The sequence below is a fragment of the Mesobacillus zeae genome (genome assembly GCF_003570705.1).
In the GTDB taxonomy this organism is placed as follows: Bacteria; Bacillota; Bacilli; order Bacillales; family Cytobacillaceae; genus Mesobacillus_C; species Mesobacillus_C zeae.
In genome coordinates this window covers 28,218-50,427 of the sequence record NZ_QWVT01000018.1, presented here as the reverse complement: position 1 = coordinate 50,427, position 22,210 = coordinate 28,218, and the positions used below count along the sequence as shown (strand labels likewise).

The window sequence follows — 22,210 nt, the reverse complement described above, 5'->3', positions numbered from 1 at the left end:
CGTTTGTTTAAGAAATAAGGCTGCTATTAACAACTGGTGACTCTGTTTATTTGTTCAGTTTATTTACTGAAGTGAAACGCCTTAAATTTAATAAAAATTATATCTTATTTATTCGCTAAATAAAGTGGCAGCTCAATTGCCTTCTATTAATAAAAATCATCATAATCTGAACAAAATCTTTCTATCTGGTTATCTGACAGCTTGAAGAAAGTATTCTGGGACACTTCCAAGACTAGAGCTTGCTCTTTATTTAGATTTTTATATACACCCCTTAAGATTCTTCCTGTAAGTCCATGTGACATCACTATTACTTTTTCTTTATTCCGTATAGTTTTTAACCAATCTGATACTCTCTCTACAACCGAATCATAGCTTTCTCCATTTGGAGAATTAAAATACCAATTGTAACTATTTGTATTTTCCATAAGCTTTGGCCAAGAATTTTCAATTTCTTTTGTGGTTAAACCAGCCCATTTACCGACTGAAACCTCTCTTAAACGATTGTCCATTGTAACTTTGGCTTTATCATATCCTATAACTTCACATATAATGTCAGTGCTCTGTAGAGCTCTCCCTAATGGACTGGAAATAAAATCCCACTCTCTAGGATTGTCTATAAACAATTTTAACAATTTAGCATTATTTTTTACTTGTTCAATTCCTTCAGTAGTTAATGGTGAATCAAGTTCTCCCTGATATCTACCTTTTACATTTAATTCTGTTTCTCCATGTCTAAGTAAATATATTATTTGACTCAAATGCTGCCCCTCCAAATAAATAGAATCCAATTCCTGTTTTGTATGTATTTAAATAGTTCCTAGCTTCATTTTAACCTGTTTGAATTAGAAACAAAACTTGCCTGTGGAATAGAAAGCATTTGAGGTCCATTCACAAATTTGATTATACTATGGATTAACAGATTTCTTACAAATCTTAAATAGTTCCTTTTAAGCTAAAGGGGCAGATTAGTTGAACAATTTATAAATTCAATAGTTTTAAGTTTTATAGAGCGTTTCTTGTAATAAGGAATGCTTTATATTTTTGTCTAAAATAAAACAACAACAATAATATAATTAAAGTCAATAACAATTTATTTTAAATCGATAAATTATATGTTAAAATCAAATTTACAATACATAAGTGAGGTGCTTTTTATGAAACGAGGAACAACACTCTTTTTAAAGATAGCTGTTATTATTATTGGAATCCCAGTTCTTGCTTTGTGTATATTTTTGGTACCTGAGATAGCGAATTATGCTTCAGAATTGTATCCAGATATTACTTATTTGAAATATCTCGTTTTAATCGGTTTGTATGTAACAGCAATACCTTTTTACTTTGCTCTGTATCAAGCTTTTAAACTTTTAAGCTATATTGACAAGAACAAAGCGTTCTCGGAATTATCTGTAAAGGCTTTAAAGAATATAAAAAACTGTGCAATTACAATCAGTATCTTGTATGTGGCAGGCATGCCATTCTTCTATCTCATGGCGGAGGTAGACGACGCCCCAGGTATCATACTAATCGGATTGGGCATTATTTTTGCTTCAATTGTGATTGCAGTCTTTGCTGCTGTTCTCCAAAAACTTTTACAAGAAGCTATTAATATAAAATCTGAAAATGATTTAACGGTCTGAGGTGAATAACATGGCAATTATAATCAATATTGATGTGATGCTGGCTAAAAGGAAAATGAGCGTAACAGAACTTTCGGAGAGGGTTGGAATAACAATGGCTAACCTTTCTATATTGAAAAATGGAAAGGCAAAAGCAATTAGGCTTTCAACTTTAGAGGCAATTTGCAAAGCATTAGAATGCCAACCTGGGGATATTTTAGAGTACAAAATTGAACAAGATACTTAAAATACTTGGAAAATACGGATTGATTATGACCTGTTTACCAGAATTGATATTTTTTGGGGTCACGATTATTAAATTAAAAAATTTCCTATTCAACAATAGAAGTTATTGTGCTACGGGGACTTTTCTTGAATAAGTAAGTCCTTTTCCTAAGTCCATTAAAAAGCAAAAATCCCCTCCTTTTTGTCCTAAAGTTAGGGATTTTTCTTTTGTAATGGATCAATGGTTTCCTCTAAACACTACATTTAAGTACAATTCTTCACTAACTTTCCTATAAAAGAATTAAAGAACACCTTGTAAATCCTTATCTATACTCCATCTTTTATTCGTACAATCACGAGATGAAGAGGCTCAGAATCAAGATTCTTGATTGAGCTAAGGTTACTATCCAGATTGTTCGCAATCTTTCCGAAGTGTTTGATCTGTAACTCCTTTTTAAAAAATGGATGCCAGACACCTTAGGGACAACCTCTTCTAACTTAAGATAATGTAATTACTTCATATTTTGAGGCTAACTCAATAAATTGGGCCATCCCGCTGATTTTCCCGGCTACAAGCTTATCATCAAGCTCATAATAGTCTACACATGTTTTACAAGCAAGAACGTCAACACCCTTTTCTTCCAGTTCATTTAATTGGAGAGAAACAAGCGAGCGTTCCGATAATGTAAACACACCGCGGTTCATGCAAAAAACAGCCGCAGGCAGTTCTTCCTTTTGCTTAAGAATGGTAAAGAAGGTTTCTAATATTCCTTCGCCCAGTTCTGTTTCTCCTTTACCAAGCTGATCTGATGCAAGTAAAATTACTTTATTTTTCAATTTCTCCACCTCACTGATTTAATAATGTTGGCATATTTGAAGCATATGGATTAGACACTTTTTTTAGCAGCGAGCTATTGATGTTAACAACTACAGCTATAGTCCTGTCATGTGTAACTTCTTTTATCGATGCGATTGATATTACTGCATACCTAGGAGATGTTTTTCTCTTTCTTAATTTTTTTACACATATATTGAATTTTAACATTAATCTTATTTATTGTTCCATTCAACCTATGTATACAATTGATAAATTTCTATCTACTTTTTGAATAAATATTTGATATTTCAAGTACTCCGCAAACAGTGCATTTTTTACCAAAGCAATAATCATTAAAAGGAACTTTAGGTCATCCGAAAAGTCAGAATACAACTTTTTATGCGGATTCTAAGCGAACCCCAGGTAATAATACAGAATGTTTTAACCAGCACCCTAAACTCCCCTCTTTAAGGATCTGCTATTTATACTTAAAAGTTGATAATGATTTTCTTTAGAAAGCCTTAGGATGTAGCCACCAAAACTTTCATCAACAAATGGCTTAGGACAGATTAGTAAAGGTTCCATACTCCACCCCACTGAAATTAATCAGTTTTCTCGTTAACAATACAAAACTTTTAGGTATTAAAAAAGAAGCGAAATTATTTCGCCCCTTCTTAAGAAATATGTTCCATTTGATTTTGAAGATTCATTCCAAGAAATTTTAATGAAGGTTCCGGAAGTTATTGAAAATTATTCCGGTAAGATTTAATTCCATTCCGGGAGTTAATGAAAAATTACATCACACCGCTGCACTGCTCCACTTTTTTTCATCCTGGACGAAAAGGATGCCGAGCTCGTGGTGGTCGCCTTCATAGAGGGCACGCTGGGCGAAGCGGACTTGTCCGGCTGTATCCAGTACTTCGAGCTTGCAGTGAGCACTGTTTCGCTGAAGCGCTTCGTATAACTGGGCCTCGTCATGGACAGCTTTCCCATTTACTTTTGCGACAATCTCTCCGGCCTGGAGCCCCATTTTTGCAGCTGGGGAACCTGGGATAATGCCAATAATCATGATGCCATCGTTCTTTTTTGAAAAGTAGAATGGAAGGTTTTCTTCTTTCATCCGCTGGGTTTGTGTGATGATTTCCCTGCCCACCATCGCAAGTGCCACTGCCGTAATCGACACGATTGGGTACCAGTAGCCTGCAGCTGCAACGGCAAGCGTCAGAACGCCAAGCACCACTACGCGGCTTCCAAGCCTCCTCAGCGCTACTTTTGGCAATAAGCCCTGTATCTGCTGGTGAAGCCCTGCCGCAAACGGGACGACTAGGAGTGAAAACGTGTGTTCACCCAATGAAAACACAGGCCACCATGGTAAAAATGGTTCGATTGCAGCTCCTGGGATGAGGAGGAAAACTGGAATCATCCATATTCTTCTCACTTCATGGACGCCAACCGTCTGGCCGCGCTTGCTTTTTTCCAGTTTTGGCGATGTACCTTTGACCGCATTCCTTTTAATCAAAACACCTTCCCCGATTGTAAGGAGCGCAAGAAGTACCGCGAGCGATGGGAAGATTTTTTCATCCAAAGAAGAAAAGCTTTCTCCAATAAACGGAATGTTCCAATCCTGTCCAGCCGCAAATATCAGCAGGAAGAAGGCGGCTCCGACCGTATAGGCAGGCGCTAGCAGTTTTACCTGCATAAGCACGACCCATAGGAGTGTTACTGCTCCAATCAGCAGAACGGCCGCAAATGGTATTGCAATACCGGCCCCTACAATAAAAGCTGAAATTGTCAATCCTATTAAAATACCAAGCGGCAAGAGCTGCCGCAATTCAAAATAAGCGTCCTCTGCACGGACGTGAAAGTTTTTACGTTCACGCTTGACCCTCGAAACGCCAAGCGCTGCTGCCATTAAGAAAAAACCGTAGAACAAAGGGTGAAGAAATAGCTTACCCGTCCCCTTCAGCAATTCCCATAACCATATTTGCGTCACCCGATGCCACCAGCCTTCATAAAAAATATTTCTGAAACGTTCAGTCCAGTTAAGCTTATTTTACCAAAAATGGACTAGAAAACATATGGCTATCTTGGCAGAATATAAATTTGGTATTTTTTACAACCTGTCCTACCTCAAAAAAATAGCTGCCCGGATTAAGGCAGCCATACTTGACGCATATTTACTTCGCAAGAAGGGTCATTGCCGCCTGTAGCTGGGCATCGTTCTCCTCTTTTTTCATTTCCTTTCGGGCAGTTTCTTCAAGTGCCGCTGCTGTTTTTTCATCAATGATGCCCGTTGCTTTTATCCCGTTTTTCTTTTGATATGCTTTTACCGCTGTTTCAGTCTGCTCGCTGAAATAGCCGTCAGTCCGGCCTGGAGCGAAACCAATGCCTGTGAGGATTTCCTGGGCGTTTTTCACTTGTTCATTGTTCATGTCCTGCTTCAGCGACACATCCGCCTTAATCGGGTGCGTCCGGTAGAGGCCCGGCTGCTTGACGGCAACTGTCGGCTTCACACCTTTTTTGTGAATCCAGTTTCCGTCCGGAGTCAGCCACTTGAACAGCGTCAGTTTAATATTGCTTCCATCACGCATTGGCACTGCCTGCTGAACGGTTCCTTTTCCAAACGTTTTCTCGCCGATTACCGGATATCCTCCCGCTTCCTTCAGAGATCCTGCCAAAATCTCGGAAGCCGACGCACTACCTTTGTCCACAAGAACCCCCAATGGATAATTTTTCGCTTCCTTCAGCGGGGATGCATATCTTGTTTTTTCGCCATTCCGCTCCTCAATCTGATATAGAGCTTTCCCTTCGGGGACAAGCTGCTTCAGGATTTCTCCGACGCTCGAGAGGAGGCCGCCAGGGTTTCCGCGGACATCAATCAGCAGCGCATCCATTCCTTTTTTCTCTAGGCTCGCTAGTTCTTTCTTGAATTCATACGCCGTATTTTCAGAAAAAGAAGTTACCTCTACATAACCAATTTTTTCTCCGTGATGCTTCTTCATGTCTGAATAGACGGTAATCTGGGGTATTTCATCCCGCTTGACGCTGACTTCAAGCGGCTCCTTCAAGCCTTTCCTCGCAACCTCCAGCTTCACCATCGTCCCTTTTTCACCGCGTATCTTCAGTGTCGCTTCATAAAGATCAAGGCCGGCCACACTATGTCCATCTACCTTAAGGATTTGGTCATTAGGTTTTAATCCGGCTTTTTCAGCAGGTGACCCTTTAAAAGGAGAAACAATGACAATTTTATCGTCCACCTTGCTCACCTCTGCGCCTATCCCCTCAAAAGTCGATTCAAGTGTATCGCTAAACTGTTTGGCCGTCTCCTTGTTCATATAAACGGAATACGGATCCTTTAAGGTTGAGAGCATACCTTGGATTGCTCCCTCTACCAGCTGTTCCTCCCCTACTTTTTCAACATAGCTGTTCAGGATCAGACTGTACGCCTGTCCCACCTTATCCAGCCTCTCTTCATCAGACTTTGCCGGTTTCGCCTGCTGCTGCATCACTTCCTCGGCAGAACTGCTCCACAGCTCGGACCACCCCATTGCAGCGTAAGTGCCACCGGACCCCACTGCAAGAGAGCACACCATCAACAAGGCTGTCCACTTTTGTTTCATCGTCATCCTCCTCGTCCCCACCCTGTTACGTCCAATCGGGTAAAAAAATTGCTGATCCGTTGTCTGCATCATTATATGAGCGTGCAGGACAAGTTATGAAGGATGATTGAAGACAATGAAGCTAGGTTGATCTTTTTGGAGTAAGCGGATGTTAAAAATGAAGCGAGGATGACTTTCTTGATGTGGCTGCATGCAATAAAAGAGGCCAGAGTGACCTTTTTGGAGTGGGCGGTACGAAAAAAGAGGTGAAGTATCCGGATTCTTAGAGTCTATCAAGTGTTCAGCTTGGGAAATAAGATGCTTCTCCCCGGAAATAATGTAATTCTCCCCAAAAACTGCTCCATTCTTTCCAAAAGTAGATTAATTCTCCACAAAATTCTTTTCATTCTCCCCGAAACAGGTCTGATTCTCCCCATTAGATAATATATGTAAAACCTCCGTATCCAAGTCATAAATGACACGGGGGCACGGATTGGAAGTCCACCATAAACCGTGCTCCCGCCTGATTTAACTGAGTATCTACTTCACTAGACCTTGGTGACACGGGAAATCGAGTCCCTTCCACCAAATCAACTGTGCTCCCGGCGGTTTTCCAAAGTAAATCTTACGAAATAATACAGTACTGTACCACGATACTCTCGGGAAATACTTGATTATCCTGGGAAATACTAGGATTCGGACAGAAAAGTAAATAATTCGGACAGGAATCTCCTTCATTAAGACAAAAAACAGGCTGATTCGGACAATTAGACAATATATGTAAAATAACATTCAAACTTAATCACACAATTAAAAAAAGGAAGAGACAAAGTCCCTTCCTTTTAAAATCTTATGATCAAAAATATCCGCTTGGATCGACCGCATTGGATTTAGCTTGGTTCCAATCGCCTATATGCAGTTCGAAGTGAAGATGCTGGCCAAAGGATTGACCTGTGTTGCCCATGACCCCAATTTGCTGGCCTCTTGATACGCTTCCGCCTGACACCATGCGTGCGCTCATATGAGCATAAACGGTTGTATAACGCTTGCCGTTGATAGAGTGAGCCAGGAAGATAACATTTCCATAGCTGGAAGAGTAATAGGATCTGATGACGACACCATCTGCTGCTGCAACAATCGGCACATTAGCGCCTCTGTTCGCAATGTCAAGTCCGGCGTGGAAAGATCCCCAGCGGCTTCCAAGTCCTGATGTAATCGTTCCGTTTGCAGGTCTCTGCAGCATCCCGTTTGAAGCTGGCGGAGCTGCTGACGGATTTGGAGCTACTGAGCCTCCGCCTCCCCCGTTGGAGGAACTTTGCATAGGCTGCGCTGCTGCTGCTTGGCGATTTTGCTCATTTTGAATAGCCTGTGCGAACGCAGCTTCCTGCGCTGAAGCCAATTGAGCTTCTTCCTCAAGACTTAATGTTTCAGCATGAATGTGTTCTTCTTCTTTTTTAAGCTCACCCATCAGACTATTCTTCTGCTTGATTTCAGCTTTCAGCTTGGCAGACAGTTCTTCAAGTTCTGCCTTCATCTCTTTAGCTTCTGCAAGCTTAGCTTCGACAGATTTTTGTTTATCTTCAAGTTCTTTTTTATCTTTTTTATGCTCATCCAAGATATCCTGGTCAGCTTCGACAATGGTTGCGACAGCATTCATTCTGTCGACAAAATCTCCGAAACTTTGTGCACCAAGGATGACATCAAGATAGTCGACCGTTCCGCCGTTTTCCTGGTAAGAACGAGCCCTGTCTTTTAACAGTGCGTTCCGTTTCTCGATTCTCTCCATCAAAACCTTGATTTCTGCTTCAAGCTTCTTAATTTCTTTTTCAATTTGCTTAATTTGCTCGTTTTTCTCTTGAATCTTCAGGGTTGCATCTTCAACTGCAAGGTCAGATTTCTTGATTTGGGCTTCAAGACCTTTTTGCTGTGTTTGAAGGTCCCCAATTTTCGACTTCTTTTCTTGGATGGTTGAATTAAGCTGGACTTTTTCCTGATGTGCTTTTGATTGCTTTTCTTTTAGCTCACTCAGCGATTCTGCTTTTGCCTGGTTCACTCCAAATGGGATTGCCAAAGAACCAAGGCTTAAAGTACTGACTATTGCTAGTGAGAGTATCTGTTTTTTCACTAGGTTTTCCCCTCTCAAACTTTTTATAGTTTCGTAGCTCTCTATCTTAGGTTACAGCGCAATGCCCAGGAAAGAGCCGGTTCTTTGCCGGCTCACTCCCCATTACACTTTCAGGAACTTGCGTACAGACATAAGGCTTCCCCAGATTCCAATGGCTGCGCCCATGATGAGCAGGACAGCGGAAAGCTGGTAAACAAAAGGATTGAAGTCAATCAATTGGATGAAGTGCTCCTGGTCCTTCAGTTTTGCCTGAATAAAATCAAACAAATAGTAGTATGCACTCGAAACTGCGGCAATTGGAACAATTGACCCTAAAATTCCGAGCCAGAGGCCTTCAAGGAAGAATGGCCATCTGATAAATGCGTTCGTGGCGCCAACAAGCCTCATGATTTCTATTTCGCGGCGGCGGGCCATGATCGTAATTTTTATCGTATTGGAAATCAGGAACATCGCTGTGAACAAGAGGCCCACAATCAGGACCATTCCGACATTCCGGCTGATTTTAATTACTTTGAACAGCTTTTCAACTTTGCCCTGCCCGTATTTCGCGGACGAAACATAGTTCATTTTTTTTATTTTTTCTGCTGCTTTGATTGTATCGGTTGGGTTTTTCGTCTTTACGATGAATACATCGTTCAGAGGATTATCCTGTTCGAACAGCTTAAAAGAATCTCCCTTATCTCCAAGGCTGTCAATTAGGTTGTCCAATTCTTTTTCCTTTGACGAATAAGTGATGCTCTTAATGCCGCCAAGCTCGCTGATCTGTTCTTCAAGTAAATCCTTATCTTTCTCGTTAGCTGCTACATCAATATGTACGCGTATTTCCACATCTTCTTCTATCGTTGTAGCCATTTTATTTAAATTCATCATAATGACGAAAAAGACACCGACTAGCAATAATGTGACCGTTACCGCACTAACAGAGGCAAATGTCATCCACCCGTTCCGCGTAAGGTTCTTGGAACTTTCTCTCATATGGCGGCGGAAGGTTCTAGCTTTCATATCCGTACTCACCCTTCGCTTCATCGCGGACGATCTTGCCGCCTTCAATCGCGATTACTCGATGTTTGATTGTGTTTACAATCTCCTTGTTGTGGGTGGCCATTACAATGGTCGTTCCCCTAAGGTTAATCTCTTCAAATATGTTCATAATTTCCCAGGATGTTTCGGGATCTAGGTTACCGGTAGGTTCGTCTGCTATGACAACTTTCGGGGCGTTCACAATTGAGCGGGCAATTGACACACGCTGCTGTTCTCCTCCGGAAAGCTCTGTCGGAAGCATTCTCGCTTTATGTTTCAGTCCGACGAGTTCAAGTGTCTCCATGACGCGTCTTTTGATCACGGCCGGCTGTTCTTCAATTACTTCCATTGCAAAAGCAACGTTTTCATATACTGATAGATTCTGGAGAAGCTTAAAGTCTTGAAAAACCACTCCGATATTACGCCGGAGAAGCGGCACTTTGTTTAACCTGAGTTTTGAAAGGTTAATGCCGTTTACACTGATGGTTCCCTCAGACGGCCGAACTTCGCGATACATCATTTTGATGAAAGTGGACTTTCCTGCTCCGCTCGTTCCTACAACGTATACGAATTCACCTTGCTCAATGTGTATATTAATTCCGCTAAGTGCGTTGACTCCATTTGGGTAGGTTTTGCTCACTTCCTGCATTTCAATCATTATAAAATCACCTTAACTAATTAGTTAGTATTTATCACCGTGGCTATCATTCGACATTTTTTGTAACAAACCCATTATAACATCTCACTCTTTCAATAAAAGCCTTTTAATATTACAGTTTCTTTTCAATAGGTGCATTTTCATCCACTATATTACACCTAAGTCAATTACTGTTATCTTTGTAATCGTTGTAATTGGCTGAAAAACTTATCCGCTTGCACCTATGACAGGCTTCCACACTGAGTTGCTAATAACCTTAACTTTCTGTTTTATTTCAGTTTTATTACAAAATTGCGATGAAGATTAATAGAAGAAGTTTTAAATTAATGTGACATTCTTTGTTTTTGTCAAAAAATAAAAGCCCGCAGCATAATGCCGCGAGCTTCTCCCTTTTCCTTATAACCTACTTCTTTTCACTCAGCCATTTTGCAACAGTAGTTGCGTCTTCCCCTTCAATCAGCTCCGGAGGCATCGAGCCTTTACCGTTCTTGATGGTATTTTCAATATCTTCCTGTGACATCTTTGCACCAATCTTTTCAAGCTTTGGACCTGCGCCGCCTTCAAGATTGCCGCCATGGCAGCTTGAACATTTTTGGCTAAATAGTTTTTCTGGATCTCCCGCGCTCTTGGAATCCCCAGCTTCATCTCCGCCGCCGCACGCAGCCATAACGAGTGTTGCCCCCATGAGCATTGCCGCTAGCTTTTTCTTCATTTTTAACTCCCCCTTAATAACAATTTGCATACATATTCATTTTATACCAAATCTAGGCTCTTTTAAAACCTTCACCTACTACTTCTGAAGCATCTGTCACAATTACGAACGCAGCAGGGTCAATATCCCTGACAACTTGTTTCAGTTTTGTGAACTCCGTTTGGTCCACTACGCACATGAGAATCGGTTTTTCCTGGTCTGTATAGCCTCCATAGGCAGACAGCCGAGTCACACCACGATTGATTTTATTGAAAATGGCTTCCCTCACTTCATCCTGCTTCACAGTAATAATCAACGCCATTTTTGAACTGCCGATGCCGACTTGGACAAGATCGATTGTCTTGCTTGTCACATAAAGGGCAATCATTGCGTACAGTCCTCTTTCCACATCAAAAATAATAGCTGCAGACAGGACAACCATTCCGTCAATTAACGCAACACATTTCCCAAGTGAAAGGCCGGTAAACTTATGAATGATTTGTGCAGCAAGGTCTGTACCTCCCGTGGATGCCCCGCCCCGGAACACGAGGCCAAGTCCAAGCCCTACACCAATACCGCCAAACAGTGACCCAAGCAGCGGGTCAAAAGTCCATTGCTCCATGTCCTTTGTCAAAAAAACAACCATCGGGAGAAAAATCGTCCCAACGAGCGTTTTAATCCCGTATCTCCCTCCAAGCAGGATCACTCCTGCAGTAAACAACGGGATATTAAATGCCCATTGTACATAGGCTGGCTCCCATCCGAACAAAGCATGAAAAATCGTACTAATACCGCTTATACCGCCTGACGCAACCCGGTTCGGCAGGAGGAATTGGTTAAAGGCTACCGCCACAATGCCCGAACCAACAAGAATATAGACATACTCCAGCACTTTTTCAAAGCCGGGCCCCATTGATCTATTCCACTTTTTTTTCAACTTCTCTTTCCCCTTTATATATAGTAAGAATTCATCTGCAAGAAGCAGCCTTTATATTTCACGCATTTCCCCTTAGACTGCACTTTTGTCTTTCTATTTTCCGTCGTGAGTATAGCATGCCCAACCTCTTCTGTAAATGAGAGCAGCCTGCCATACTCAACGCTTCGTACGGACAGGAGCCTTGCTTTTCTTTTTGAAAAAAAATGCAGGAATTGAACTTTTTATGGAAAGTTTCTATATACCCTTACCCCCATCAGTAATTTGTGTTATATTTCACACATGAGGTAAACCAAAATACCATGAAAGAAGGTTTTAAATATGTCGAAAAAAATTATCATTGTAGGCGGCGTTGCAGGAGGCGCAAGTGCTGCTGCACGTCTGAGAAGATTGGATGAAAATGCTGAGATTATTCTCATTGAACGCGGTGAATACATTTCTTTTGCCAATTGCGGTCTTCCTTATTATATTGGCGGCTCCATTTCAGAACGGGATGCATTGCTCGTGCAGACTGTTGAAGGAATGTCAAAGAAATTCAACTTGGATATCAGGAACCTCAGTGAAGTCACTGAAATCCATCGGGACCGGAAAACCGTTGAAATCAAAAAGTGCGGCGGTGAGACATATGAAGAAAGCTATGACGTTCTCATCCTGTCTCCAGGTGCCCGCCCAATAAAACCGGCCATTCCCGGAATCGAAAACGCAAGTACCCTTTTTACGCTTCGCAGCATTCCGGACACCGATAAAATCAAGCAGTACGTTGACGAGAAAAAGCCTCGTCGTGCTGCAGTAATCGGCGGCGGCTTCATTGGTGTCGAAATGGCAGAAAACCTACGGGAACGCGGACTTGATGTCTCTTTGGTAGAAATGGGGAACCAGATTATGGCCCCTCTTGATTTTGAAATGGCGTCAATCCTGCATCAGCACCTTCAGGAAAAAGGTGTGGATCTGATTCTTGAAGATGGCGTAAAAGCCTTCGAGCAGGACGGAAAGGTATTGAAGCTCGCCAGCGGCAATGAAATAGAAGCTGACATGATTATTCTTGCGATTGGTGTAGTCCCTGAGAACAATCTGGCGAAGGATGCAGGCCTTGAGCTTGGCGTAAAAGGTGCCATCAGGGTGAATGAACGTCTGCAAACATCCGATTCTAACATTTTTGCCCTCGGGGATGCGATTGAAGTAACTGACTATATTAGTGGAAAGCCGACGCATATTCCCCTGGCCTGGCCGGCAAACCGACAAGGCCGGATAGTTGCTGATGTCATCTGTGGCATTGATTCGAAATACAGCGGCACTCTGGGAACCTCGATTGCCAAGGTTTTCGACATAACCGCTGCGGCAACTGGCAACAATGAAAAAACATTAAAGCAGCACGGAATTGATTATGAGGTTGTCCATGTACATCCAAGCTCCCACGCCGGCTATTATCCAGGGGCTTTCCCAATTGCGATGAAGCTGATATTCGATCGTCAGACAGGGGAAATTTTCGGAGCACAGGCGGTATCATATGATGGGGCCGACAAAAGAATTGATGTGCTTGCAACAGCGATTAAAGGCGGTCTCACAATTTTTGACCTTCCTGATTTGGAATTGGCTTATGCACCTCCGTATTCCTCTGCAAAGGATCCTGTCAATATGGCGGGCTATGCGGCGAAGAACATTGCTGAGGGTCTTGTCGAAACCATTCAATGGCATGAGCTTAACGATATCATGGCAGACGGCGGCTATCTTCTTGACGTCCGTGAACCAATTGAACGGGAAATGGGCTATATCGATGGATCCGCCAACATTCCGCTTGGAAGCCTCCGCGAACGGGCGCTGGCTGAAATCCCAACAGACAGGACCATTTACCTTTACTGCCAGGTTGGCTTGCGCGGCTATCTAGCCGCAAGAATTTTGAGCCAGCTCGGCTACAAAGTGAAGAATCTCGACGGAGGCTATAAGACATATTCCTTTGTGTACGGCCAGGGAGACAGCGGGAAACATGAAGAAGCTGCTTCTGCTGCCGTCGCGGTAAGCGCAGAAACAGTAACTGAACGGAGTACAGTGACCATCGATGCGTGCGGACTGCAATGTCCCGGACCCATCATGAAGGTGTACCAGACACTTAACAGCATGAATGAGGGAGATATCCTTGAAGTGGTGGCGACTGATCCGGGATTTAAGAAAGATATCAGCGCATGGTGCAGCAAAACCGGCAACACCTTACTTGAAGCTGTTTTTGAAAATCGGCGTTTTAAAGCGGTTATCCAAAAAGTTGCCGGCGAGATACCTGAGAGTGCGGCCGCCTGCCCTGCGGACGGCAGAAAAGCCGCCCAGGTTCCAGCTAAAAACGGTGCAACGATGGTTGTCTTCAGCGGCGACCTTGATAAAGCAATTGCTTCCTTCATTATTGCATCAGGTGCTGCAGCAATGGGAAAAAAGGTCACGCTATTTTTCACCTTCTGGGGACTGAATGTCCTGCGCAGGAAGGACGCACCTGATGTTGAAAAAGATATGATGAGCAAAATGTTCGGGATGATGATGCCTAAAGGCGTGGACAGTCTGCCTTTGTCAAAAATGAACATGGGCGGCATGGGTGCCAAAATGATAAAAAATGTCATGGCGCAGAAAAATGTCGACAGCCTGGAAACATTGATGAAGAACGCAATGGAAGCGGGCGTCAAACTCGTAGCCTGCTCCATGTCGATGGATATCATGGGCATCGCGAAGGAAGAACTTATCGACGGGGTTGAAATTGGCGGAGTCGCTTCCTACCTTGGAGATGCCGAGGATTCCGGTTTGAATTTGTTTATCTAAAAGCGAAAAAGATACAGAAAGCGGCCCACGGGCCGCTTTTTTTTAACTTTTGGTTAAGCATTGGGCTGCAGGATCAAAGGGATAACTGTTCGATTTGAAAAATGGGGGCGGGCAGGAGAAGACATGATTTCAAAAAAATAAGGGTGGGTGGAAAAAGACATGATGGAGGTGAAAAATGGAGGCGGATGCAAGATTTTAAGAATCACAATGTTGGATAGGAAAAATAGAGGGCTCAACGCAAAAAAATCACAATATTGGAGATTGTTTTGGTTTAAAACTGGATTCGGTTAGTCGCAGTTCGAATGATAACTTTACATATATTGTCTAATTTTCTGAATCACTATGTTTTTTGTCCGAATGAATAAGATTTCTGTCCTAATCAGCTTTTTTTTTGTCCGAATCATCCACTTTCTTGTCCGAATCCTGATATTTCCCGAGAGAACAAACTATTTCCCGAAAGAAGACGTGATTTCCAAGTCAAAAACTGTGCCACTCTCCCCCTTTTTTAGCCCAACTCTCATCATTTTCATTGTATTCCGCAAAAAAACCGCCGGGGGAACACGTTAATTCCGCTCCCGGGTCATTTTGATCTTGTGCAGCCAGATACTCATTTAACCAGGATAATGGGATACCGCTACACTTTGGCATACATTACTTTTTGGTCGAACCAGCATCATCTCCACACCCCGCCTCGAACCATCCCAGCACCTCGCTCCACCCTCTCCAAAAACAAAAACCCCGGCCATGATGGCAGGGGCCCGATCTCTTTTAGTCAAGCTTTGAACGCAGGTAGGCGTTGATGAATATGTCAATATCGCCGTCCATAACGGATTGGACACTTCCAACCTCGGTGTTTGTGCGGTGGTCCTTTACGAGCGAATACGGGTGGAACACGTAGGAACGGATTTGGCTTCCCCAGCCAATTTCCTTCTGCTCACCGCGAATTTCGGCTAGCTTCTTTTCTTTTTCCTCGATTTCACGCTGATACAGCTTCGCTTTTAACATTTTCATTGCATGGTCACGGTTTTTGATCTGCGACCGTTCCGTCTGACAAGTAACAACAACGTTTGTTGGAAGATGCGTAATCCGGACTGCAGAATCGGTTGTATTAATGTGCTGGCCGCCCGCACCACTTGCACGGTATGTGTCAATTTTCAAATCTTCCGTGCGGATATCGATTTCAATACTGTCATCAAGCTCCGGCATCACTTCGCAGGAAACAAACGAAGTATGGCGGCGGCCGGATGAATCAAATGGCGAAATCCGGACAAGGCGGTGAACACCCTTCTCCGCCTTCAGGTAGCCATAGGCGTTATGACCTTTAATCGAGAGTGTCACACTTTTGATTCCCGCTTCATCACCTGGGAGGTAATCTAGCGTTTCCACCTTAAAGCCACGCTTCTCTGCCCAGCGTGTATACATACGCAGCAGCATTGAGCCCCAGTCCTGGGACTCCGTGCCCCCCGCTCCTGGGTGAAGCTCAAGAATGGCATTATTTTTATCATAAGTCTCGCTGAGCAGCATCTGAAGTTCAAAGTCACTCAATCTCTGGATCAGTTCCGCCAGTTCGCTTTCAAGATCAGACTGCAGTTCGGCATCCGGTTCGTCTTTCACAAGCTCATATGTCAGTTCAATGTTTTCAAACGTTTCGTAAAGGTCGTGAAAAACATGCACCTGGTCTTTTAACGCATTCGATTCATTGATAACAGTCTGTGCCTGCTGCTGATCATCCCAGAAGCCGGGCATCAACATCACTTCATCAAGCTCGGCGATTCTTGCTTCCTTATTTTCGAGGTCAAAGAGACCCCCTAAAGCCCGCTAATATCTTAGCTGATTTTTCGAGTTCGTTCCTGATTTCTGCCAATTCCATATTATTCACCTCATAAATTAGTTGCTTCTATTATATCTCTTCCATTTAGGAATTTCACATCAAGCATGAGTCCGGGAAGGCTATGATGGAAAAAAAGAGTCGGCGGATCGTCCGCCGGCCCTCTTTTTCACATTATTCACGGTGCAGGTATTACACCACAAGTTTTTAAAACAAAAAGTTAGGCTTCCAGCTTGCCATGGCAGTTTTTGAATTTCTTGCCGCTGCCGCAGTGGCAAGGGTCGTTACGGCCAATATCAACAGATTTGGTAACAGGTTTTTTCTTCACTTTCTCGCCATCTTCTTTTGGATTGACGGCATGTCCCTTCACGACTTCCTGACGTTCCAGATTATTGCGGATTTCCGCTTTCATAACGTAGCGGGCTGCATCCTCCTCGATTGAAGCAATCATGTTTTCGAACATCAGGAAACCTTCCTGCTGGTATTCACGGAGCGGGTCAATCTGGCCATAGGCGCGAAGATGGATTCCCTGGCGGAGGTGATCCATCTGGTCGATATGGTCCATCCACTTCGAGTCAACACTGCGAAGAACGATGACCTTCTCGAATTCCCGCATTTGCTCATATCCAAGCTCGGTCTCCTTCTCGTCATAGCGCTCCTTGACCATGGAAAAAATAAACTCGGAGATTTCTTCACGGTCCTTGCTGCGAAGATCATCCGTATCAATGGCACCTTCATGGAGAAGATTTCCGTTCACATAATCAATGATTCCCTCAAGCTGCCAATCCTCCATATCCTCGCCTGCTGGTGTATGGACCGCAACTACGCGCTCAAGCACTGACAGAATCATTTTTTCAACTACTTCGCGGAGATTCTCGGCTTCGAGGACATCATCGCGCTGCTTGTAAATGATTTCACGCTGCTGACGAAGCACGTCGTCGTATTGAAGAAGCTGTTTACGGGCGTCAAAGTTGTTGCCCTCGACACGCTTCTGGGCTGATTCAACGGCTTTTGAAACCATTTTGCTCTGAATCGGCTGTGTGTCATCCATTCCAAGTTTGGCCATCATGGCTTTCATATTATCGGAGCCGAATCGACGCATCAGTTCGTCTTCCATTGAAAGATAAAATTGCGTCACCCCCGGGTCTCCCTGACGGCCAGAACGTCCACGCAGCTGGTTATCGATCCGGCGGCTTTCATGTCGTTCGGTACCGATGACCGCAAGGCCGCCAAGCTCCACAACGCCTTCACCAAGCTTGATATCCGTACCGCGGCCCGCCATGTTTGTTGCAATGGTAACGGAACCCTTTTGGCCTGCTTCCATGATAATCTCAGCTTCACGCCCATGGTTTTTCGCGTTCAATACATTATGTTTAACACCTTTTTTCAAAAGCATCTTTGAAATCAGTTCGGACGTCTCGATGGCAACCGTACCGACAAGGACTGGTTGGCCTTTATGGTACCGCTCTGCAATATCCTCTACAACAGCGCGGAACTTGCCTTCCATTGACGCATAAATCAAGTCGGCCCGGTCATCACGGACGATTATACGGTTTGTCGGGATGACGATGACATTCATATTATAGATGTTGCGGAATTCTTCTTCTTCCGTTTTCGCAGTACCAGTCATACCTGAAAGCTTTTCGTACATACGGAAGTAGTTTTGGAATGTGATGGTCGCCAGTGTCATGCTTTCATTCTGGATTTCGAGGCCTTCTTTTGCCTCGATCGCCTGGTGAAGCCCTTCGCTGTAACGGCGGCCTTTCATCAGTCGGCCTGTAAACTGGTCGACAATGATGATTTCGCCATCCTGGATAACATAATCCACATCAAGGTGCATGCTTGCATGTGCTTTTAGCGCCTGGTTAATGTGATGGTTCAGCGTAACATGCGAGATATCGAAAAGGTTGTCAATTCCAAAACCCTTTTCGGCTTTTGTGATTCCTTCTTCTGTCAGCTGTACACCCTTCGTTTTTTCATCGTACGTAAAGTCTTCGTCTTTTTTCAAAGTCCGGACGAACGCATTTGCCTGAATATAGAGATTTGCTGATTTTTGAGCCGTTCCAGAAATAATCAGCGGCGTACGCGCTTCGTCAATCAAGATGGAGTCAACTTCATCAATGACCGCATAGTGGAGTGGGCGCTGAACCTTTTGCTCGCTGTAAAGCACCATGTTATCGCGCAAATAATCGAAGCCGTATTCATTGTTAGTTCCGTAAGTAATATCCGCATTGTAGGCTGCTTGCTTTTCTTCTTTTTCCATTCCTGTCAGGTTGAGGCCGACAGTAAGGCCTAGAAATTCATAGAGCTGGCCCATTTCGGTGGCATCGCGGCTTGCCAGGTATTCGTTGACTGTAACAACGTGGACGCCTTTACCGGTAATTGCATTCAAATATACCGGCATTGTTGCAGTCAGCGTTTTACCTTCCCCTGTTTTCATCTCGGAAATATTTCCGTCATGAAGAGCCACGCCGCCCATCAGCTGTACTTTATATGGATAAAGTCCAAGCACGCGGCGGGCAGCTTCGCGGACAACCGCGAAAGCTTCAACCAGAAGATCCTCTGTCGTTTCTCCATTCTGATACCGAGCCTTGAACTCTTCAGTCTTGCCTCTCAGTTCATCGTCAGTTAGTTTTTCTGTATCTGCAGCCAGCCTGTCAATCTCGTCGGCAAGCCTTGTAAGCTTTTTTAAATCGCGTTTGTTCTGGTCGAAAATTTTATCTAGAAATCCCATAATGACGCTCCTTTTATCAATTAAGTCTTAGAAAGACATAGAGTAAGCGATTTTATTTTTGGCGCTAAATAAAAAAGATTCGCCATAAAACCTCCCGAATCCTTGTAAAAATTCGATTTTAGTTCTCTCTAATTTTAACACTTCCAAAAAGCAGTGACAACAGATGGGGGACCTTAAGCCAACATTTTACAAAATGGGTATGAGACCAGCCTTATTATCCAGTGAATATAGCTGCTGTCCTTATATAAAAATTATTCAGCTATTTCTCTATTTTTTCATCCTTCTTTCATAGAAACAGCGTAGCATCATGGTTCTCACTATACCTTTTTCCATTAATATAAACGTATATTTATTCTCTCTCATCCTAGCTAAGTTTTTACTGTAAATACGTTAAAAAACTCTTGAATGCCTAGTAAAAATAAGCAATTTAGACCAATATGTGAAATATTTTTCAAAAAGATGTTTTAACAGTTTTATTCACAAAAAATACATTGGAAAGGTGTTGTGAATATTGGATACTCAGAATATAGGGAAGAAAATGTAAACTATAAAGAAAGCCGTTGGTAAAGGGGGAGAGTACTGTGGGCTTCAGGAAAAAGAAAAAAACAGATCCTGCCGGGGAAATAGAGATAAAACCCAAAAAGCCAGGCGTGTTCAAGAGGCTCTGGAGAAAAATCAAAGGAATCGACTGGAGTAATCCAGTTAACAAATGGCGTCTTCTTTTCGCCTCGTTATTTGCTGTTATCGCAATGGTGGGCATAGTGTTTGGTGCTGTAACAGCCACCAATAATCCAAAGTTTTGCGCATTCTGCCATGAGATGGGCCCTGAATTTGTTACATACGAGGCGAGCGCGCACAGCGAAATACAATGCGTGGAATGCCACGTTAAACCTGGAGTGGTAAATGAAGTTGTGCACAAAGTGGAATCACTGAAAGAGGTTTATTACCACGTAACAGGTGTACCTGACCCGATCGTCCAGACCGTCGCGGTTTTAGATGAAAATTGCCTGCAATGCCACTCTGAAAACAGGCTGGTCACAGCGACCGGGGACTTAAAGGTCAACCACGAAGAACATATCAAGGAAGATATCCCCTGCATCACTTGCCACAGCGGGGTCGCGCACGCCAAGGTGGTTGATCGGGGCATCAATAGCCAGAAAGATATGGGCTACTGGAAAAAAGACAACGCCGATAAACTAGTAACCCCTGAATATATGCGCCCTAACATGGGAACTTGCATTGACTGCCATGACAAAGTCAACAAGGGCGAGCGACCATGGAAGGATATTCAATACTCCCTGCCAGATAATCCTCATGAAAAAGGCGAAAAGAAAGAAGCATCACACGCCGAAGCAGCCACAGTAGATACCGCAGCCGCAACCCTGACTGCCGAAGAACAGGCAGTGCACAACAAGAAAACTCAGCAGGAAATTATCCTGCAGGCTATTGGAAAGCAGAAAAAAGATGTCAAGCTGTCCATGGAATGCTTCACCTGCCACAAGGAAGTCAGCACACCAAAGGACCATGAGCAGAAAGACTGGACGCAAAACCACGGCGGCAATGCCATCCAGGATCTTAATAACTGCCTTGACTGCCACAAAGATACTAAATGGATTAAGAAAGTTCCTACCCAGAATATTGTCAGCTTAATTGAAGCAGGCGCAACAAAAACGGCCTACAAGCCAAACCTGACGGTGGTCAAGAACGATTCGCGCGAAAGCAACTTCTGCTCCTCCTGCCACGGCTACCGCCCGCTAGGCCATACGAACAGCGATACTTGGCTGACAGCACACGCACCGCATGCAGCGACAAATGAGCAAAAAGCCGAATGCTATGTCTGCCACGACCGGAAGAAACCGGCTGAAGGAGAAAAAATCAAGGCGCCGACAGATGTGTACTGTGAATTCTGTCACCGTACCGGATTCAAGGATGAAAAGAAATAATCGTTTACATATTTAGGAGGGATCCAAGATGGATGAGCATATCGAAGACAAGCCGACCCCTCCCCCTTCACGTTTTCGGAAAGTATTCCAAAAGAACTGGAGCAAAATCGCGGCGCTGACGCTGATTTTCACCGCGATTCTCTTCGGGGTTGGCTACATCGGCCTCGAAGGAAGTTCCAGCTCAAAGTTTTGTTCCTCCTGCCATGAGATGAAGCCGGAGTACTATACGTGGAAGGCTTCATCCCACAGCGAGGCTGATTGCGTCAGCTGCCATGTCGATCCAGGACTTGAAAACCTGGCAAAAGCAAAGGCTGACGGGGCCAAAGAAGCTGTCAAAAGTATCACCTCCACCTATACAGCACCTATTGTTATGCCAAAAGAAATACCAGACAGCGCCTGTGAAACATGCCATAACATGAACAACAGAAACACTACGCCTTCAGGCGACCTCATCATTCCCCATGACCGGCATAAAAACAAAGACATCAAATGCACCCAGTGTCACAGCGGCGTTGCCCATGGCAAAATCGCCGAAAGAAAAGTGACCTTTAAAACAGACTACTCCAAGTGGGACGAGTCTCTCGGGAATGCCATGATGAGCGACAGGAAATATATAAAACCTGAAATGAAAACATGCATGGAATGCCATTCAGCCCGAAAGGTGTCTACAGCATGCAACACATGCCACACGACCGGCATGTACCCGGCAAGCCATAAAAAAGAAGACTTCAAGCTAGCATCACACGGAATGGATGCCAAGACTCAACTGAAAGAATGCAATGACTGCCATGAATATATGTCAACAGAAGAAATAAAACTGTTTGACGATATGCCGGCACATGATAAATACCTCCAGGCTGGCCGAATTACGGACAAACAGGTCAGTGTAAAAGATTATGCTAAAGTAAATACCTTTTGTGAAAAATGCCATATGCAACCCCCGCCAAGCCACCAAAAAGGCTTCACAGCCAAACACGGGGCAATTGCAGATGAGAATCCCGACAAATGTCTGGCATGCCACGATTATCAAAACAATGGAAAGACAAAAAACAAAATTGTGACATGCAACAGCTGCCACCCAAGCAACCACAGTGACAGCAACTGGAGAGTCACTCACCCGGTAAAGATTCCAAATGGAGGAAGACCTTCAACCTACTGTTATTCGTGCCATTCGAAAAAGAATTGTACTTCATGCCATCAAGAATGAAAACTGTTTGAATA

General features: G+C 43.7%; 16 protein-coding genes. 5 read left to right on the top strand and 11 right to left on the bottom strand.

All coding sequences use genetic code 11. The features are described 5' to 3' along the window. Positions 1 to 146 precede the first annotated feature (146 nt). Positions 147 to 758: a histidine phosphatase family protein gene (locus D1970_RS11140; RefSeq protein ID WP_119112947.1), complete on the bottom strand. Its 612-nt coding sequence runs from the start codon at positions 756 to 758 to the stop codon at positions 147 to 149. Between the two features lie 396 nt (positions 759 to 1,154). Between D1970_RS11140 and D1970_RS11135 the strand changes: the two genes are divergently transcribed. After that, positions 1,155 to 1,637, top strand: coding sequence for a DUF2975 domain-containing protein (locus tag D1970_RS11135; protein ID WP_119112946.1), 483 nt, complete (start codon positions 1,155 to 1,157; stop codon positions 1,635 to 1,637). Positions 1,638 to 1,647: 10 nt separating this feature from the next. Beyond that, positions 1,648 to 1,863, top strand: a complete 216-nt coding sequence (locus D1970_RS11130; protein ID WP_119112945.1) for a helix-turn-helix domain-containing protein — start codon at positions 1,648 to 1,650, stop codon at positions 1,861 to 1,863. A 476-nt stretch (positions 1,864 to 2,339) separates the two neighbouring features. Here D1970_RS11130 and D1970_RS11125 read toward each other — a convergent pair whose 3' ends face one another. The 8 genes from D1970_RS11125 to D1970_RS11090 form a co-directional block, all read right to left on the bottom strand. Continuing rightward, positions 2,340 to 2,678, bottom strand: coding sequence for a DsrE family protein (locus D1970_RS11125; protein WP_119112944.1), 339 nt, complete (start codon positions 2,676 to 2,678; stop codon positions 2,340 to 2,342). A 779-nt stretch (positions 2,679 to 3,457) separates the two neighbouring features. After that, positions 3,458 to 4,651, bottom strand: a complete 1,194-nt coding sequence (locus tag D1970_RS11120) for a PDZ domain-containing protein (RefSeq protein ID WP_119112943.1) — start codon at positions 4,649 to 4,651, stop codon at positions 3,458 to 3,460. Positions 4,652 to 4,835: 184 nt separating this feature from the next. Continuing rightward, positions 4,836 to 6,278 (bottom strand): S41 family peptidase, encoded by a 1,443-nt coding sequence (locus tag D1970_RS11115; RefSeq protein WP_119112942.1) that lies wholly within the window; start codon positions 6,276 to 6,278, stop codon positions 4,836 to 4,838. Positions 6,279 to 7,113: 835 nt separating this feature from the next. Beyond that, entirely contained in the window at positions 7,114 to 8,382 is a 1,269-nt protein-coding gene (locus D1970_RS11110) for a murein hydrolase activator EnvC family protein (RefSeq protein WP_119112941.1), read from the bottom strand. Positions 8,383 to 8,484: 102 nt separating this feature from the next. Continuing rightward, positions 8,485 to 9,384 carry a permease-like cell division protein FtsX gene (ftsX, locus tag D1970_RS11105; protein ID WP_119112940.1) on the bottom strand — a complete coding sequence of 300 codons (900 nt, stop codon included), beginning with the start codon at positions 9,382 to 9,384 and terminating at the stop codon, positions 8,485 to 8,487. Next, the gene (ftsE, locus tag D1970_RS11100; RefSeq protein WP_119112939.1) at positions 9,374 to 10,060 is read right to left on the bottom strand and encodes a cell division ATP-binding protein FtsE; all 687 of its coding nucleotides are present in this window, start codon (positions 10,058 to 10,060) and stop codon (positions 9,374 to 9,376) included. Before ftsE ends, ftsX begins: the two co-directional genes overlap by 11 nt. 403 nt (positions 10,061 to 10,463) lie before the next feature. Further along, a complete protein-coding gene (gene cccB, locus D1970_RS11095) occupies positions 10,464 to 10,772 on the bottom strand; it encodes a cytochrome c551 (protein ID WP_119112938.1) in 309 nt (102 codons plus the stop codon). A 52-nt stretch (positions 10,773 to 10,824) separates the two neighbouring features. Continuing rightward, positions 10,825 to 11,664 (bottom strand): YitT family protein, encoded by an 840-nt coding sequence (locus D1970_RS11090; RefSeq protein ID WP_119113041.1) that lies wholly within the window; start codon positions 11,662 to 11,664, stop codon positions 10,825 to 10,827. 342 nt (positions 11,665 to 12,006) lie between these two features. Here D1970_RS11090 and D1970_RS11085 point away from each other — a divergent pair, with 342 nt between their 5' ends. Continuing rightward, positions 12,007 to 14,484 carry a CoA-disulfide reductase gene (locus D1970_RS11085; RefSeq protein WP_119112937.1) on the top strand — a complete coding sequence of 826 codons (2,478 nt, stop codon included), beginning with the start codon at positions 12,007 to 12,009 and terminating at the stop codon, positions 14,482 to 14,484. 768 nt (positions 14,485 to 15,252) lie between these two features. Here the strand turns inward: D1970_RS11085 and prfB are convergent. Together prfB and secA are read right to left on the bottom strand one after the other, a co-directional pair. Beyond that, a protein-coding gene (gene prfB / locus D1970_RS11080) for a peptide chain release factor 2 (protein ID WP_119112936.1) occupies positions 15,253 to 16,354 on the bottom strand; the annotation gives its coding sequence in 2 pieces (ribosomal slippage) (positions 15,253 to 16,281 and positions 16,283 to 16,354; 1,101 coding nt in all). 178 nt (positions 16,355 to 16,532) lie between these two features. Continuing rightward, on the bottom strand, positions 16,533 to 19,049 hold the full coding sequence (secA, locus tag D1970_RS11075) for a preprotein translocase subunit SecA (protein WP_119112935.1): 2,517 nt from the start codon (positions 19,047 to 19,049) through the stop codon (positions 16,533 to 16,535). 578 nt (positions 19,050 to 19,627) lie between these two features. Between secA and D1970_RS11070 the strand changes: the two genes are divergently transcribed. Next, entirely contained in the window at positions 19,628 to 20,989 is a 1,362-nt protein-coding gene (locus D1970_RS11070) for a cytochrome c3 family protein (protein WP_119112934.1), read from the top strand. A gap of 28 nt (positions 20,990 to 21,017) precedes the next feature. Then, positions 21,018 to 22,196 (top strand): NapC/NirT family cytochrome c, encoded by a 1,179-nt coding sequence (locus tag D1970_RS11065; RefSeq protein ID WP_119112933.1) that lies wholly within the window; start codon positions 21,018 to 21,020, stop codon positions 22,194 to 22,196. The last annotated feature ends 14 nt before the right edge of the window (positions 22,197 to 22,210 follow it).

Bases quoted from the DNA above. Each gene is read 5' to 3' on its own strand.
- D1970_RS11135 (WP_119112946.1), top strand. From the start codon at position 1,155: ATGAAACGAGGAACAACACTCTTTTTAAAGATAGCTGTTATTATTATT.
- D1970_RS11130 (WP_119112945.1), top strand. From the start codon at position 1,648: ATGGCAATTATAATCAATATTGATGTGATGCTGGCTAAAAGGAAAATG.
- D1970_RS11115 (WP_119112942.1), bottom strand. From the start codon at position 6,278: ATGAAACAAAAGTGGACAGCCTTGTTGATGGTGTGCTCTCTTGCAGTG.
- ftsX (WP_119112940.1), bottom strand. From the start codon at position 9,384: ATGAAAGCTAGAACCTTCCGCCGCCATATGAGAGAAAGTTCCAAGAAC.
- ftsE (WP_119112939.1), bottom strand. From the start codon at position 10,060: ATGATTGAAATGCAGGAAGTGAGCAAAACCTACCCAAATGGAGTCAAC.
- cccB (WP_119112938.1), bottom strand. From the start codon at position 10,772: ATGAAGAAAAAGCTAGCGGCAATGCTCATGGGGGCAACACTCGTTATG.
- D1970_RS11090 (WP_119113041.1), bottom strand. From the start codon at position 11,664: ATGGGGCCCGGCTTTGAAAAAGTGCTGGAGTATGTCTATATTCTTGTT.
- D1970_RS11085 (WP_119112937.1), top strand. From the start codon at position 12,007: ATGTCGAAAAAAATTATCATTGTAGGCGGCGTTGCAGGAGGCGCAAGT.
- D1970_RS11065 (WP_119112933.1), top strand. From the start codon at position 21,018: ATGGATGAGCATATCGAAGACAAGCCGACCCCTCCCCCTTCACGTTTT.